General features: G+C 61.7%; 13 protein-coding genes. 4 read left to right on the forward strand and 9 right to left on the reverse strand.

Annotated elements, in window-relative coordinates; genetic code table 11:
* Positions 1-61: 61 nt before the first annotated feature.
* On the reverse strand, positions 62-496 hold the full coding sequence (locus P7C00_RS23090) for a DoxX family protein (protein WP_346632178.1): 435 nt from the start codon (positions 494-496) through the stop codon (positions 62-64).
* A gap of 102 nt (positions 497-598) precedes the next feature.
* Positions 599-2020, reverse strand: a complete 1422-nt coding sequence (locus tag P7C00_RS23095; protein ID WP_346632179.1) for a transglycosylase SLT domain-containing protein — start codon at positions 2018-2020, stop codon at positions 599-601.
* A 235-nt stretch (positions 2021-2255) separates the two neighbouring features.
* Between P7C00_RS23095 and P7C00_RS23100 the strand changes: the two genes are divergently transcribed.
* The 3 genes from P7C00_RS23100 to P7C00_RS23110 all read left to right on the forward strand — a co-directional run bounded on the left by P7C00_RS23100 (position 2256) and on the right by P7C00_RS23110 (position 5137).
* Positions 2256-3062: a TatD family hydrolase gene (locus tag P7C00_RS23100; RefSeq protein WP_346632180.1), complete on the forward strand. Its 807-nt coding sequence runs from the start codon at positions 2256-2258 to the stop codon at positions 3060-3062.
* A gap of 85 nt (positions 3063-3147) precedes the next feature.
* Complete coding sequence (locus tag P7C00_RS23105) at positions 3148-4629, forward strand: methyl-accepting chemotaxis protein (RefSeq protein ID WP_404937445.1); 1482 nt, start codon at positions 3148-3150, stop codon at positions 4627-4629.
* A gap of 145 nt (positions 4630-4774) precedes the next feature.
* A complete protein-coding gene (locus P7C00_RS23110; protein WP_346632182.1) occupies positions 4775-5137 on the forward strand; it encodes a terminase in 363 nt (120 codons plus the stop codon).
* Between the two features lie 4 nt (positions 5138-5141).
* Here the strand turns inward: P7C00_RS23110 and P7C00_RS23115 are convergent, their stop codons facing one another.
* From P7C00_RS23115 to P7C00_RS23125, 3 genes are all read right to left on the reverse strand, one after another.
* Complete coding sequence (locus P7C00_RS23115; protein WP_404937446.1) at positions 5142-5939, reverse strand: acyl-CoA thioesterase; 798 nt, start codon at positions 5937-5939, stop codon at positions 5142-5144.
* Positions 5940-6050: 111 nt separating this feature from the next.
* A complete protein-coding gene (locus tag P7C00_RS23120) occupies positions 6051-6818 on the reverse strand; it encodes a CHAD domain-containing protein (protein WP_404937447.1) in 768 nt (255 codons plus the stop codon).
* A 143-nt stretch (positions 6819-6961) separates the two neighbouring features.
* Positions 6962-7240 (reverse strand): hypothetical protein, encoded by a 279-nt coding sequence (locus P7C00_RS23125; RefSeq protein ID WP_213665776.1) that lies wholly within the window; start codon positions 7238-7240, stop codon positions 6962-6964.
* A 221-nt stretch (positions 7241-7461) separates the two neighbouring features.
* On the opposite strand from P7C00_RS23125, the gene P7C00_RS23130 reads away from it, so the two are divergent.
* On the forward strand, positions 7462-8496 hold the full coding sequence (locus P7C00_RS23130) for a patatin-like phospholipase family protein (RefSeq protein WP_404937448.1): 1035 nt from the start codon (positions 7462-7464) through the stop codon (positions 8494-8496).
* Between the two features lie 28 nt (positions 8497-8524).
* Here the strand turns inward: P7C00_RS23130 and P7C00_RS23135 are convergent, their stop codons facing one another.
* The 4 genes from P7C00_RS23135 to kdpB all read right to left on the reverse strand — a co-directional run bounded on the left by P7C00_RS23135 (position 8525) and on the right by kdpB (position 14709).
* Positions 8525-9220, reverse strand: a complete 696-nt coding sequence (locus P7C00_RS23135; protein WP_404937449.1) for a response regulator — start codon at positions 9218-9220, stop codon at positions 8525-8527.
* Between the two features lie 103 nt (positions 9221-9323).
* Positions 9324-11975 carry a DUF4118 domain-containing protein gene (locus P7C00_RS23140; RefSeq protein ID WP_404937450.1) on the reverse strand — a complete coding sequence of 884 codons (2652 nt, stop codon included), beginning with the start codon at positions 11973-11975 and terminating at the stop codon, positions 9324-9326.
* A 74-nt stretch (positions 11976-12049) separates the two neighbouring features.
* Positions 12050-12595: a potassium-transporting ATPase subunit KdpC gene (gene kdpC / locus P7C00_RS23145; protein ID WP_404937451.1), complete on the reverse strand. Its 546-nt coding sequence runs from the start codon at positions 12593-12595 to the stop codon at positions 12050-12052.
* Positions 12592-14709: a potassium-transporting ATPase subunit KdpB gene (gene kdpB, locus P7C00_RS23150; protein WP_404940072.1), complete on the reverse strand. Its 2118-nt coding sequence runs from the start codon at positions 14707-14709 to the stop codon at positions 12592-12594. The genes kdpC and kdpB overlap by 4 nt, the downstream gene beginning before the upstream one ends.
* Positions 14710-14711: the final 2 nt, after the last annotated feature.

The following is a 14711-nucleotide window of genomic DNA, read 5'->3' on the forward strand; positions in this document are numbered from 1 at the left end:
TCCTGGCAGTTGATCCAGAGCCTCCGGAGACCGCCTTGGCAGATGAATCAAGCCCATCAGGTCACTTGGTTATTGCTGCATCCACAGACAACTTGCCAGCCCCTTCGAACAGGACCGCGACAGTACCGCCCAGCAGAGCCAGGGCGAACTCATAACCGTTATTGGCCATGAACAAACCGTTGCCGATATGCACCGAGAAGATCGCCACCAGCAAGGTGAAGGACAAGCCCAAGGCTGCCGGACGCGCAAGCAGACCAATCACCAGCGCCAAGCCAGCGAAGAACTCGGTACCACCTGCCAACAACGCCATCAGATAGCCAGGAGCCAGGCCTATGCTTTCCATCCACTGAGCCGTTCCCGCCAGACCACCACCCCCGAACCAGCCAAAGAGTTTCTGCGAACCGTGGGCCGCAAAGATGATGCCGACGAAGATCCGTAAAACGGTCAAGCCGTAACCGGCGCGAGTACTCAGTAGGTTTTTGATCAGTGTGCTCATGTTCTGTAGTCCTGTGTAAGGTGGGGAAGTTGGTCGCCATATTAATCAGTTTTTATCATGTTAAAAGCGCAAAAAACCCAAGATAAAAATCAGTTTTTTCGATCATTTTCGAGACACAACTTTTCGTTCCGGAGGCTCCAGAGAGTCTCGCTCGCGGTCAAACGCCAGATAGTATTTATTGACGCTATTAACATAGCTGACCGCGCCCATGCCCACCTGCTCCATGGCAATACGCTCAACCTGGAAGAACCATTGATTGGGATTCAATCCGCGGCGCCGGGCCTCGCTGCGCATTCCCTGTACCCGTTCCGGGCCCATATTGTAGGCCGCCAGGACGAACGCCATACGCTCGCGCTCGTTGAGCTTGGGGCTGGCGAAGAACTTGCGGCGGATCATCGCCAGGTACTTGGCCCCGGCCTGAACATTGTTGTCCAGCGACTGGATATTGTTGACCCCGACCCGCTGCGCCGCCGAAGGGGTGATCTGCATCAGTCCGGTTGGGCCGCTGCCGCTCCTGGCGTTGGGCTGCAACGCCGACTCCTTGAAGGCCAGGGCCGCCAGATTCAGCCAGTCCATACCCTGCTCCCCTGCATGCTTCTGCAGCACCGGCCGAAGCTTTTCCAGGCGCTGTCGATCGGCACGAGCCAGGGGGTAATGCACCTGGTATTGGCGGCGGTAGATGCGCAGGAAGGCTACATCCTGGTCCGCCGGGGTTTTATAGGTCTTGAGGAAACGATCGATGCTTGCCCGCAACATCGAGGCATCGCGCCGAACAAACCAATGCTCCTCTCCCGGTTCACTGATCTTCAATTGCTTGTCAAAACGCAACTTGGGCAGGATCTTGCTCCAACGCTCGGCAATCGGCTGCTCGACAATGGTCAGGTGAAAGATCCCGCCCTGGACCATTTCCAGCACATCCTCCACCGCCAGACTGGGGTCCACCCACTCGACCTTGATCGGCGCCAGCTTATGCAGTGCCAGTTTCTGATTGATCTGGCTCACCGCGTCCCCGGCGGCGCTGCCGGTGGTCAGGGTCAAGGTCTTGCCGGACAACTGTTCGATACGCGTATAACGACGCTCGCCCTTGATCCCCACCAACAGTAAGGGAACATTGCTGACGATCGGGTCGCTGGAACTGACCGCATGCCCTGGCTGGGCCTCCAACAATTCCCCGGGTGCTACCAGGTCCCCTTCTCCTCGCTGCAAGGCGCCCAGCAGTTGATCCTTGGCTTTGGGGATGATCTTGAGGCTGATTTCCTGGCCGTCACGGGCATGGCCGTTGAGATACTGCTCGAACGAGCGCAGACGATGGTACTCGACGCCAATGGCCTGGCCCTGGACTTCACCGGAACTATTGCGGCTCTGATTGACCAGTACCCGCAGCACACGACTGCTGCGGATCTCCGCCAGGTCGCGGACCTTTCCCGCAGTCTGGGTTTCCGACGGCCCGGCCAAGCGCGCCACGGCCGGCATTGGCAGCAACAACGTCAGGCACAGCGCGAGCAATATCGAGGGTCGGGTCATCCGTTCTCCGCAAAGAATACTGTTCAACCCTTCGTCGTTTTTTGAAGAATTGATCGACAGAAACAGAGCGCCATGAGCACTGGCAGGGTGCGAAAGACAAGCGCAATGACAGCAAAAAGCCTGGACATCACGTTCTTCCGGCAGCAAAAGACAGCGTTAACTCGTTGTAGTTCTTGGTTTTTCTTATAAATCTACAGCTCTGATATGCTTTCCGGCCGCAGGCGGAGATAGCACCATGCAACTCATCGATATCGGCGTCAACCTGACCAATCCCTGTTTTGCCGAAAAACACCAAGCTGTTCTCGATCGTGCTTATGAGGCTGGGGTCTGCCAATTAATCCTGACCGGAACCAGCGTCGAAGGCAGCGAACAGGCCCTGGAACTGTGCCAGCAACTGGACAGCAACGGGCAGCGGCTGTTCGCTACCGCGGGCCTGCACCCTCACTCTGCCAGTGACTGGAATACCGACAGCTCCCGGCGTCTGCGTGCACTGCTCAGCGAGCCACGGGTACGTGCAGTGGGCGAATGCGGACTGGACTTCAATCGCGATTTCTCCCCCCGCCCACAACAGGAAAAAGTCCTGGAAGAACACTTGGCCCTGGCGGCCGAGCTGCAACTGCCGGTGTTCCTCCACGAGCGCGACGCCAATCAGCGTCTGCTGGATATCCTGCGGGACTTTCGTGACCGTTTGCCAGCAGCCGTGGTGCATTGCTTCACCGGTGAACAACGGGCGCTGTTCAGTTACCTTGATCTTGACCTGCACATCGGCATTACCGGCTGGATCTGCGACGAACGCCGGGGCACCCACCTGCACCCACTGGTGCGCAACATCCCCCGCGGGCGTCTGATGCTGGAAAGCGATGCCCCCTATCTGCTGCCGCGCAGCCTGCGTCCAAAACCGAAGAACGGCCGTAACGAACCGGCCTACCTGACTGAAGTATTGAGGGAAGTGGCACTGCACCGGGAAGAGACCCCGACAGACCTGGCCAACCACAGCACCGCCTGCTCCAGAGCTTTCTTCCGCTTGCCAGAGATTGCTTGACTCATATCAAGATTTTTCCGAGATCATGGCGGCACAATACTGGCACCTTGCCAATACTGTTTCGCTCAATCAGAGAAGACCTTCTATGGGTGCCTGGCTTAGCAATATCTCGTTGAAATACAAATTCTGGGCGGTCAATGCGGTCGCCTTTGTGACCACCTTGTTATTGGTGCTGTACGCCGTGCAACTGGAGCAGCAGGCACGTAGCCAGACCGCCCAAGCCGCCGCCCATAGCCAGGCCCTGCTGCTCAATGCCTGGCCTGCAGGACAGCCCCTGGCCACCGATGAACACCTACTGACTTTCTCCCAGGGACAGACGCCCAGTTTCAACGACCAGGCGTTGCCCGAGCTGAACGGCGCCAACGGCTGGATCGAGATCAACCACATGCCGCTGTTCGGTGCCAACCCGTTGCTGGGCGCCGAAGTCGTCCATCGCGCCGACGGCCAGCAGGTCGCAGTACTGGCCCATGCTCCAAGCCTGGCCCAGGTTTTCAGCGACCGCTTCACCAACTATGCGGTGGCCGTATTCATCCTGATGTTCGCCATGCTCTGCGCCTCGCAGTTGCTGATTCGCTTTCTCCTCAGCCAGCTCAATACCCTCAAAGACGTCATGCTGCATGTTGAGAAGACCGGCGACCTGTCTGCCCGCGTACCGCTGTCCTGTAAGGACGAAGTGGGCCAGATGGCCAGCGCCTTCAACGCCATGCAGGCCGGTTATCAACGGGTGGTGAATACTGTGGCCAATACCGCTCGCCAGTTGGATCAGGGCGCCGCGCGCCTGGCCTCGAGCATGAATGATGTACGCCACGGCATGCTCGGCCAGCAGAGCGAAACCGATCAGGCCGCCACTGCCATCAACGAGATGTCCGCCACCGTCTACCACATTGCCCAGCATGCGGGTGCCACTCGGGACCTGTCGCAAACCGCAGACGCCCTGGCAGGCACCGGCCATGAAGTGGTCGGCCGAGTGCAAAAATCCATAGCCGGGCTGTCCAGTGGCGTGCAGCAAACCGCCGAGATGATTCAGAAACTCGCCGAGGACAGCCAGAAGATCAACGGCGTGGTCAACGTCATCCACAGCATCGCCGAACAAACCAACCTGCTGGCGCTCAACGCTGCCATCGAAGCCGCCCGAGCCGGTGAAATGGGCCGCGGCTTTGCCGTGGTGGCAGATGAAGTACGCAACCTGGCCAAGCGCGTACAGGCTTCCACCGACGAAATCACCGGCATGGTATCCGCCCTGCAAGCCGGCACCCGCGATGCGGTGGACTTCATGCAGGAAAGCTCGTTCAAGGCCGACGACTGCGTGCAGCAGGCACAGGAAGCCGGGGCGGCACTGGCGGAAATTACCGGTGCGGTGGCACAGATGCGCGAAAGCAACACTCAGATCGCCGTCGCCGCAGAACAACAAAGCCAGGTGGCCGAAGAAATGAACCGAGCGGTGGTCAGCATTCGCGATGTCACCGAAAACACCGTGCAACAGACCGTTGCTTCCGCCACCACCAGCAGTGAACTGGCGACCCTGGCCGGCGAATTGAGCAAGGCCATCGGCCAGTTGAAGCTCTGATCCGGCAGGATAAGCGACCGCCCCATCGCAACCACTTGCCCCCCAACCCACTGGCTATCGAACCGATAGCCAGTCTTGATTCGCCGCCAAACCGACTGCGCCCTATTCTTGGTTCATGAGTTTTCAAGCACTAAGGATGATCATCATGGGCAAACGTCACCCCAACCTCCCCGCCTGGCAATGGCGCGTCTACCCACAAAACCATCAGCATCCGACCAACCTGGTTTTGCACCTGATTGCCGTCCCCCTGTTTATCGTCGGTTTTCTGTTGATTGCTTCGGGAGTGTTCTCCCTGAGTTTCCTGAGCCTGGCCATTGGCGTGCTCGGAGTGCTGGCTGCCCTGGGTTTGCAGCGTCATGGCCATAGCCTGGAGGCACAAGCTTCCGAGCCCTTCAGTGATCGTAAAGATGCGGTACAACGCCTGCTGGTGGAGCAGTTCGTGACCTTTCCACGCTTTGTCCTCAGCGGTGCCTGGTGGCGTGCCTGGCGGCAACGCCACCGTCACTGAAGGCTCAGGCGAAGATGGTTACCGTCTGCCGGCTCAGGGCAATCAGTTGTCCCTCAGGACTCCACAACGCTGCGGCGGCGTGCCCGTAACCATCCCGGGCATGCTCGATTTCCACCCGGTACTTGCACCAGTCCAGGGTGCTGACTGACAACAACGGCTGGACGAATTCGATGGTCCAGGTCAGGGTGCTGCCCGCCGCAGGCTTGTTCAAATGCGGCAACAGGGCCGGCGGCCAGGCATCCACCAGCGCCAGGATATGCGCCTCGGTCACTGGTTCCTCCTTGACATCCCCACGCAGGCGTACCCAGCCCCCCATGTCCCGGGAGCGGTTGCCAGTGAAGGGCATGCCGCCGATGCTCCAACGCATTGCCAGATGACGCATGAATTCCGGCGTCACGCCCTTGATGTAGGGCAGTTCCTGGCACTCATCCCAATGCTTCATCTCAGGCGCCGGTAGGGCGCCAACACTGACCGCAGACTCACGGGAAGCGCCAAAACTGCCCTGCACCAAGGTCACCACTTGGCCGTCCTGCACGGCGCGTCCCAGCACCTGGCTGACAGCCTTGCCTTCGCGCAGCACATCCACTTCAAAACTGACCGGTACATCCGGTGACACTGGGCCGACAAAGGTGACCGCCAGGGAGCGTACCGGCCGGTCCTGCGGGACCTTTTCCCGCATCGCTTCGTACTGCAAGGCAACCACCAGGCCACCAAAACTGGCGCGCCCCTGAGCCCACTCGGCCGGAATGGTCAGCGCCTGGGGTTGGCCGCGTACGGCCTCAAGCAAATCGTAAAAACGCATGAAAACCTCGGGGGGGGCAAAAAATAGACTCAGGGATCTTAACCAGCGTCGTAGAGCCGCACAGCCACTATTCCGGCCAAAGCTGCGGACAGATAAGCCGCACAACAGCGATCAGTTCCTGAAGCAAGCGCCGTGAAGCTTGTCCAGCACCTGGTCGGCGCGGGCCTGGGACTGGAGCATGGTTTTACGCCAAGTGGCTACACAGGGCAGCAAGTCCATCTGCTGTTCGGCCTGAGCCAGCCATTGCCAGCAATCATGCCAATCGCCCAGTGCTCCCTGGGCTGCCTTGAGGCGTTTCATGGCTTGGGGTGGCAAACGATCCAGTTCCGGGTAGGCATCGGCGGCGTAGCGCACACGCTTGATCAACAGTCGCAGGCGATGACGATCATGGGCAGGATCGCGCAACGCCTCTCCCAGGACTTTCCACTGCTTGGACAAGCGCTTTTCAATCTTTCCCCGTAAACCACGCAGCAGCCCCTGCCGCTCGGAAGCCCGTAGAAACCGCGGAAACGCATCCAGTACCAGGAACAACTGCGCCAACTGCGGCCCTGCTGCTATCGCCGAATACTCCCCGTCCAACTGGGCAATGCGATGCTCGGCGGCAGCATGCAGACCATGCTGATGCAGATAGGCCGCCAGCACTTCACGGTCACGAATCGGCGTCGTCAGCTGTCCGACCGCACTGGCCGCGGCCTCCAACTGCTCGACACCGGGCAAACCGCGCAGTGGACGCAACAAGCTGCGCAAGCGGCGCACAGTAATACGCAAATCGTGCAGTGCCTCGGTATCGGTGACGGCAGACAATCGCGCCTGACAAGCCAGCAAGCTCACTTCCAGGCTCAGGATCTGAGCCACCAATCGATCAACCAAGGCAGACATCTGGCTTTCCCCAACACGGCTCACAAGCCCGACATGGGCTTATCCGACTCAAGAATGGCACCCCAGGCCCAAGAACGGCATTGCGCCAGGTCATTGGGGTCCGGGGTGGTGATTGACCGCTTCAGCGTAGCGGCTGGCGCGGCTCAGCGCCCGGCGCGGGACTCACGAATATAGAAACGCGCCTTCTCGGCTTTCTTGGTGCAACCTTCAAAGGCTTCGAATTGCTGCTGAGTCTTGGCGCCGGTCAGCAACGACAAGGCCTTGGAGTAACTCACAGTGCCGGCGAAGCCTTCGGCCTTGGCCAGGTCCAGTTCGTGCCAGGCGGCGTCCAGCTGAGTGCCGCAGCTGTCGCGGTAGGCGGTCTTGCCTGCACAACCGGTCAGTACCAATGCCATCAGGGGCAAGCAGATCCAGGCTTTCATCAATGACACCTCAAGAAAAGAAAACAGTCGTACAGGTTAAGACGATCACAGCGTAAAAAAGTGCCTGACTCATCCCTTGGAAAATATAGCCGCAGGAGCATAGCCGCACGGCCCGAGACCCCCTAGGAAAAAACACCGGGCAGGTCCGGCCTCGCATCAGCAATTGAACCCCGGGGCGCTATGGGTGCATTGTTGCAACCTGTTTGGCGAAGGGACGAATCATGAACAAACGTGTCGCTTTGGTCCTCGGCTCGGGGGGCGCTCGCGGGTACGCCCATATCGGGGTCATCGAGGAAATCGAAAGACGCGGGTATGACATCGCCTGCATCGCCGGTTGCTCCATGGGCGCCGTGGTGGGCGGCATCTACGCCGCAGGCAAGCTCGCCGAGTATCGGGAGTGGATCGAAAGCCTGGATTACCTCGATGTACTGCGCCTGGTGGACGTGAGCTTCCGCCTAGGGGCGATTCGCGGCGAGAAAGTCTTTGGCCAGATCCGCAAGATCGTCGGTGACGTGAATATCGAAGACCTGCGCATTCCCTACACTGCAGTAGCCACCGACCTGACCAACCAACAGGAAATCTGGTTCCAGGAAGGCTGCCTGCATCAAGCCATGCGCGCGTCCGCAGCCATCCCCAGCCTGTTCACCCCGGTGATGCAGGGCAACCGCATGCTGGTGGACGGCGGTCTGCTCAACCCGCTGCCGATCGTGCCGGTGGTCTCCAGCCATTGCGACCTGATCATCGCAGTCAACCTAAACTCCACCAACCAGCGCCATTATCAGTTGCCGGTGATCCAGCGCCCACCGGCGTTCAAAAGCCGCTTCGACAGCCTGATCAACTCCCTGGGTTCGCACTTGCCGTTCCGGCGCAAACAGGCCGAGCAACTGTTGCTGCTCGAACAGGAAGCCTTCAAGAGCAAAGCCGCCGAGATCAATCCCTGGGTCGAGGGTGCCGAACCGGAATCCCAGCAACCGGCGGCTGCACCAGAAACTGACGGTGCCCCAAAGTCCGCCAGCGGTTCGTTCATCATCGACAACGTCGGTCCGGCCTCGCTACTGGACTTGGTGAACCAGAGCTTCGAGGTGATGCAGACGTCCCTGGCCCAGTACAAGATCGCCGGCTACCCACCGGACATATTGATCAACGTGCCCAAGCGCGTGTGCCGGTTCTTCGAGTTCTACAAGGCCCCGGAACTGATCGCCCTGGGTCGGGAAATCGCCAGCGACACCCTGGACCGCTACGAACAGGAACAGTAGCAAGCCCCTATATTCCGGGCCCTGAGGCTCAGGGCTCTCCCCCCAAGAGACGGTAGCCAACCCCCGCCTCGGTAACGATGAACCGTGGCTGGGTCGGATCATCCGCCAGTTTCTGGCGCAAATGCCCGACCACGATCCGCAGGTAATGGCTGTCCTCAGTGTGGGTCGGCCCCCAGATGTCCTTGAGCAGCTGCTGCTGGGTGATCACCCGCCCGGGGTGTCGTGCCAGTTGCGCCAGCACGGCGTACTCCTTGCGCGTCAGGGCCACTTCCTGGCCATCCAGCAGTACCCGACGGTAGGCCAGGTCCACCGTCAGCGGCCCCACCTGCAATGCCGCTTCCTGTACCTCCCCCGCCGGCGCCTGGCGCAACAGGGCGCGGATGCGTGCCAGGAACTCCTGGATGCCGAAAGGCTTGGTCACATAATCGTTGGCGCCACCGTCCAGGGCTTCGACCTTCTGCACCTCGCTGGCACGTACCGAGAGCACCAGCACCGGTACCGTCGACCACTCGCGAAACTCGCGCAGTACCTGCTGGCCATCCATGTCCGGCAGCCCCAGGTCGAGCACCAGCAAGTCGGGCTTGTTCAGCGCCGCCTGGGCCAGGCCCTCGGTACCGGTACCGGCTTCAATCACTTTGTATCCTTGGGACGCCAAGCTGATGCGCAGGAACTTGCGGATCTGCGGCTCGTCGTCGATGACCAGGATGGTCGCGGTCTGGCTCATGGTTTCAATTCAAGACAAATAAGAGGCAAAAGAGTAGCGCAAGGCTGCTCCGGTAATCCGGGTAGCGCTTGCGGTGCGAGGCGTGACTGCGTTCTACAGGTATTCACAGATCCTGCTCAAGCTCCGGCTGGGTTTGCAATGGCAAGTGCAAGGCGATGCAAGTGCCATGGCCGTCAATACCGTCGGCGACACTGATATGCCCGCCGTGGGCGCCAACCATGCCCTGACAGATCGCCAGCCCCAGTCCCGTTCCGTGCCCGCCCCGATCGCCACGGGCAGCGGTGTAGAACATGTCGAAGATCTTCGCCCGCTCGTCCTCGGGAATCCCCGGGCCCTCATCGCTGACGGCAAAACTCAATTCGTGCTCATCGGCACTGACCTTGAGTTGCAGGCGACCCTGGTTTGGCGAAAAGCGCGCTGCGTTCTCCAGGACATTGACCAGTGCCTGCTCGATCAGGGCGGCATGCACATGGAGCAACGGCAGGTCTGGTGGCAATTCGGTGCTCACCTGCAGCGGCGCCAGCACCGCACGCAGGCGGTTCAGGGCACTGCCGACTATGTCCCCCGGCGCAACCCAGTCGCGAGCCAGTTTCAACGCGCCATGGCCGAGCCGGGTCATGTCCAGCAAGTTCTGGATGTAGCGATCCAGGCGCTCGGCCTCATCCCGGGTGCCTTCCAGGAGTTCTCGCCGGTCTTCCAGGGGAATCGCCTCCCCCAGCGCCAACAGGCTGTCGATGCTGCCGCGCATCGAGGTCAGCGGTGTGCGCAGATCGTGGGACACCGAGGCCAGCAAGGCACTGCGTAACTGCTCGGTTTCACCGTGCAGTCGCGCCGCCTCCAGATCCTCCGCCAGGCGCGCCCGGGCCAGCGCCTGGGCCAGGGGCTGGCTGAGGGCGGTGAGCAAGCGGCGCCGCTGGCCACTGAACTCTTCGCCTTCCCTGGGACACACACCCAACAAACCCAAGGGGCCGTCGTCCACCGACAATGGCCACCACCACCAGCGCCCGAAGGGCAAGGTCCCGGTTCCCAGCCCCGCGGGCTGATCGTGCTGCCAGGCCCAATCGGCCGCCGCACGTTCAGCCTCGGAGAACTGCGGCGAGCCACCGGTTTCGACTTTCCAGCCGCCTTGCCCGTCGCGATTGAGCAGACAGATACGCAACTCGTCACGCCCATTCAGGTGCTGAGCTGCAGCACTGATCACCGCTTGCCGGTCAGTGGCAGCGGTGAGCTTGCGCGACAGGTCCAGCAGTTCACCGGTTTCCTCCTGGGTCTCGCGCAGGGCCTGCAATTGCCGCCGCTGGCGCGCCGCAAGGTTGCCGGTGAGCGCGGCCATGAGCAGGAAAAACAGCAAAGTCAGCACATCCTCTTCACGCTGGATGGCAAAGGAGAAACTCGGCGGGATAAACAGAAAGTCATAGCTCAGGAACGACAGCGCCGCGCAAGCCAGGGCCGGCCCCAGGCTGCTGCGCACGGCCACCAGCAACACCGCGGCAAGAAACACCAGAGAGATGTTCGGCAACGGCAGCACACTGGCCACCCCCCAGGCCAGGGCACTGGCCAACACGGTCGCCAACAGCGCCAGGGCATAGTCGAACCACAGCAGCGAGTGCTTGGCCCGCAAGCCCGGCTGATGGGGTTGCGGCTCGCTGTCCAGGACATTGATTTCCAGGCCATCGGCATTACGCAAGAGGCGCGCCGCCAGGCCGCCACCAAACCAGCGCCGACGCCAGCGGCGGCTGGATTGCCCCACCAGCAACAAACTGGCGCGGCGTTCGCTGGCGTGCTGGATCAGGGTTTTGGCCACCTCGCCAGCCCGCAGCAGGACCACCTCCCCTCCCAGGCGCTCCGCCAGTTGCTGCGCCGCCTGCAAGCGCAGACGCGACTGCTCGTCCCGCAGCCGACCGTTGTCCACATGCACCAGGCTCCAGGGCAGATGCCGACGCTGAGCCACACGACTGGCATGCCGCACCAGGCGCTCGGCCTGGGCATCGCCGTCAATGCCCACCAGCAAACGTCCACGCACCGCCGGGGCCGCTTGCCCCAATTGGCGATAGCCCAGGGCCAGGTCGTTATCCACCTGAGCCGCAGCGGTCTGCATCGCCAACTCCCGCAACGCGGTGAGATTGGTCTGGGTGAAAAAGGCGTCGATGGCCGCCCGCGCCTGCTCCGGTACATAGACCTTGCCGTCCCGCAGGCGCTCCAGCAGCTCTCGCGGCGGCAGGTCCACCAGCAGCAATTCGTAGGCTTCCTGCAGCACCCAGTCGGGCAGCGTCTCGCGGACCTGGACTCCGGTGATGCCACGCACCTGATCGTTGAGGCTCTCCAGGTGCTGGACATTGACCGTGGTGAACACGTCGATACCCGCCGCCAGCAGCTCCTGGATATCCTGCCAGCGCTTGGCATGCCGGCTGCCCGGAGCATTGCTGTGGGCCAGTTCGTCCACCAGTACCAGCTTGGGCCTGGCCTTCAACAGGCCGTCCAGGTCCATCTCTTCGAGCAGCACCCCGCGGTATTCCGAGCGTACCAGGGGCTGCTGTGGCAAGCCGCTGAGCAGCGCTTCGGTTTCGGCACGACCATGGGTTTCCACCACCCCGGCGAGCACTTTGACCCCTTGGCGCATTTGCGTGTGGGCGGCCTGGAGCATGGCGTAGGTCTTGCCGACGCCGGGAGCGGCGCCAAGAAAGACCTTGAGCCGGCCGCGGCCATCCCGGGGCAGATCAGCAAGCAGCGCGTCGGCGCGGCCGGAATCACTCATGGGTTATCTCTCTGCAACAAAACATTCAGTTCAATCCGCACTCTAGACGCTGTCACCCATACCAACAGCAGCGGTTACAGATTCTCCAGGGCCTGATTCAGGGCCAGTACATTGACCACCGGCGGCCCCACCAGCGGCCGCTCGGTATGAGCCTGCACCAGCGCCTCTAGCTTGGCCGCCGGCAGATTGCGCGCCGCCGCGACCCGCGCCAGTTGATAGTCAATTGCCTCGGGTGGCAAGTGCGGATCAAGGCCACTGCCAGAGGTGGTCAGCAAGGCCAGTGGCACCGGCCCTTGACCTGGCACCTGGAGCTTTTGGGCATCGTCGATCACCCGCGTGGCCAAGGCCGGGTTGCTCGGCGCCAGGTTGCTGGCACCACTGGACACCGTGGCAAAGGCTCCCGCCGATGGGCGTGGATGAAACCAGGCATCGCCAACAAAATCCTGGGCGATCAGGGCCGAACCACGCACCTTGCCCTTGGCATCACGCACCAGGCTGCCATTGGCCTGGTCCGGGAATGCCACCTGGGCCACGCCGGTGACCACCAGTGGATAGGCCACGCCGGTAATCAGTGTCATCAACACAATCAGGCTCAAGGCCGGACGCAATACGCTAGTCATTTCTCTATCCTCGATTCATTCAATGCCGCAGGCGGGTTACACAGGTGCAAGGCGGTCAGCAGCATGTCGATCAGCTTGATCCCGACAAAGGGCACTACTATCCCGCCCACACCGTAGATCAGCAGGTTGCGCCGCAGCAGGTGGGCGGCACTGGCGGCCTGGACCCTGACCCCGCGCAACGCCAGAGGGATCAGCACCACGATGATCAGGGCGTTGAATACGATCGCCGAGAGAATCGCGCTCTGCGGGCTGGTCAGGTGCATGATGTTGAGCACACCCAGCTGTGGATAAATCGCCGCGAACAGCGCCGGCAGAATGGCAAAGTACTTGGCGACGTCGTTGGCGATGGAAAAGGTGGTCAAGGCGCCACGGGTCACCAGCAGCTCCTTGCCGATCTGCACCACGTCCAGCAGCTTGGTCGGATCACTGTCCAGGTCGACCATGTTGGCCGCCTCGCGGGCCGCCTGGGTGCCGTCGTTCATCGCCATGCCGACATCGGCCTGGGCCAGTGCCGGGGCGTCGTTGGCACCGTCGCCGCACATCGCCACCAGGCGCCCGTCGTTCTGCTCATGACGGATGCGCGCCAGTTTCTTTTCCGGCGTGGCTTCGGCCAGTACGTCGTCGACCCCGGCTTCGGCAGCGATGGCGGCAGCGGTCAGCGGGTTGTCGCCAGTCACCATGACAGTGCGAATCCCCAGCTTGCGCAACTCGGCGAAACGTTCGCGGATACCCGGCTTGACCACATCCTTGAGGTGAATGGCCCCGAGCATCCGGCCTTCGCCGCAGACCAGCAGTGGAGTACCCCCGCTCTGGGCGATCTTGTCGATTTCCCGGGACAGGGCCGGCGCCAGGTCGCTGCGTTTGAGGCCGACAAAGTTCAGCACCGAATCCACCGCCCCCTTGCGATAGATCCGGCCCTGGTAATCGACGCCGGACAGGCGGGTTTCCGCACTGAATGGCACAGCAGTCAAGACTTCACTGGCCGGTTCAGGCTGTGGATAAAGTTCACGCAGGTACTCGACGATGGATTTGCCTTCGGCGGTGTCATCCGCCAGGGAAGCCAGCAATGCCGCTTCGGCCAGTTCTCGTGCGTTCACGCCGGGAGCGGGATGAATGGCGCTGCAACGACGGTTGCCGAAGGTGATGGTGCCGGTCTTGTCCAGCAACAACACGTGCACATCCCCCGCGGCCTCCACTGCACGCCCGGATTTGGCGATCACATTGAGGCGTACCAGGCGATCCATCCCGGCAATACCGATGGCCGACAGCAGGCCGCCGATGGTGGTGGGAATCAGGGTCACCAATAGCGCCACCAGGAACACCAGCGGCAGGCTGCCATTGGCGAAGTGGGCGAAGGGCTGCAGGGTCACCACCACCAGCAGAAAGATCAGGGTCAGGCCGATCAGCAGGATATCCAGGGCCACTTCGTTGGGGGTCTTCTGGCGCTTGGCGCCTTCCACCAGGGCGATCATGCGATCCAGGGTCGACTCGCCGGGATTGCTGGTGATACGCACCAGCAGCCAATCGGAAACCAGCCGGGTGTTGCCGGTCACCGCTGAGCGATCGCCACCGGACTCGCGGATCACCGGCGCCGACTCACCAGTGATCGCCGCCTCGTTGACCGCGGCAATGCCCTCGATCACCTCGCCGTCTCCCGGGATCATTTCCCCGGCTTGGACCCGCACCACATCGCCTTTGCGCAGGTTGATCGCCGGCACCACCTGAAAGGTGCCTTCGCTGGTGCGACGACGAGCACTCAAGCCTTCGCTGCCGGCCTTGAGGCTGTCGGCCCGGGCCTTGCCACGACCCTCTGCCAGGGCTTCGGCAAAGTTGGCGAAGAGCACGGTGAACCACAGCCAGAGGGCAATCTGTGCCGCGACGAACGTCGGTACCGAAGTATCCGGCACGAAACACAGCACGGTGGTCAGGATCGCCGTCAACTCCACCACCAACATCACTGGCGAACGTTGCAACTGGCGAGGGTCGAGCTTGACGAAGGCCTGAATCAGCGCTGGGCGCCACAGGGCAGAGATCGCGGTACTCGAAGATTCGGCCTGGGTGCGCTTGGCCTTGGCGGCCGAATCAACAGCCTTGTTCGAGGCTGGAACATGCATAT

This window comes from Pseudomonas sp. JDS08PS003 (assembly GCF_045013505.1).
Lineage (GTDB): Bacteria > Pseudomonadota > Gammaproteobacteria > Pseudomonadales > Pseudomonadaceae > Aquipseudomonas > Aquipseudomonas protegens_B.

Bases quoted from the DNA above. Each gene is read 5' to 3' on its own strand.
- kdpB (WP_404940072.1), bottom strand. From the start codon at position 14,709: ATGCATGTTCCAGCCTCGAACAAGGCTGTTGATTCGGCCGCCAAGGCC.
- P7C00_RS23090 (WP_346632178.1), bottom strand. From the start codon at position 496: ATGAGCACACTGATCAAAAACCTACTGAGTACTCGCGCCGGTTACGGC.
- P7C00_RS23120 (WP_404937447.1), bottom strand. From the start codon at position 6,818: ATGTCTGCCTTGGTTGATCGATTGGTGGCTCAGATCCTGAGCCTGGAA.
- kdpC (WP_404937451.1), bottom strand. From the start codon at position 12,595: ATGACTAGCGTATTGCGTCCGGCCTTGAGCCTGATTGTGTTGATGACA.
- P7C00_RS23095 (WP_346632179.1), bottom strand. From the start codon at position 2,020: ATGACCCGACCCTCGATATTGCTCGCGCTGTGCCTGACGTTGTTGCTG.
- P7C00_RS23115 (WP_404937446.1), bottom strand. From the start codon at position 5,939: ATGCGTTTTTACGATTTGCTTGAGGCCGTACGCGGCCAACCCCAGGCG.
- P7C00_RS23125 (WP_213665776.1), bottom strand. From the start codon at position 7,240: ATGAAAGCCTGGATCTGCTTGCCCCTGATGGCATTGGTACTGACCGGT.
- P7C00_RS23110 (WP_346632182.1), top strand. From the start codon at position 4,775: ATGGGCAAACGTCACCCCAACCTCCCCGCCTGGCAATGGCGCGTCTAC.
- P7C00_RS23130 (WP_404937448.1), top strand. From the start codon at position 7,462: ATGAACAAACGTGTCGCTTTGGTCCTCGGCTCGGGGGGCGCTCGCGGG.
- P7C00_RS23105 (WP_404937445.1), top strand. From the start codon at position 3,148: ATGGGTGCCTGGCTTAGCAATATCTCGTTGAAATACAAATTCTGGGCG.
- P7C00_RS23135 (WP_404937449.1), bottom strand. From the start codon at position 9,220: ATGAGCCAGACCGCGACCATCCTGGTCATCGACGACGAGCCGCAGATC.
- P7C00_RS23100 (WP_346632180.1), top strand. From the start codon at position 2,256: ATGCAACTCATCGATATCGGCGTCAACCTGACCAATCCCTGTTTTGCC.
- P7C00_RS23140 (WP_404937450.1), bottom strand. From the start codon at position 11,975: ATGAGTGATTCCGGCCGCGCCGACGCGCTGCTTGCTGATCTGCCCCGG.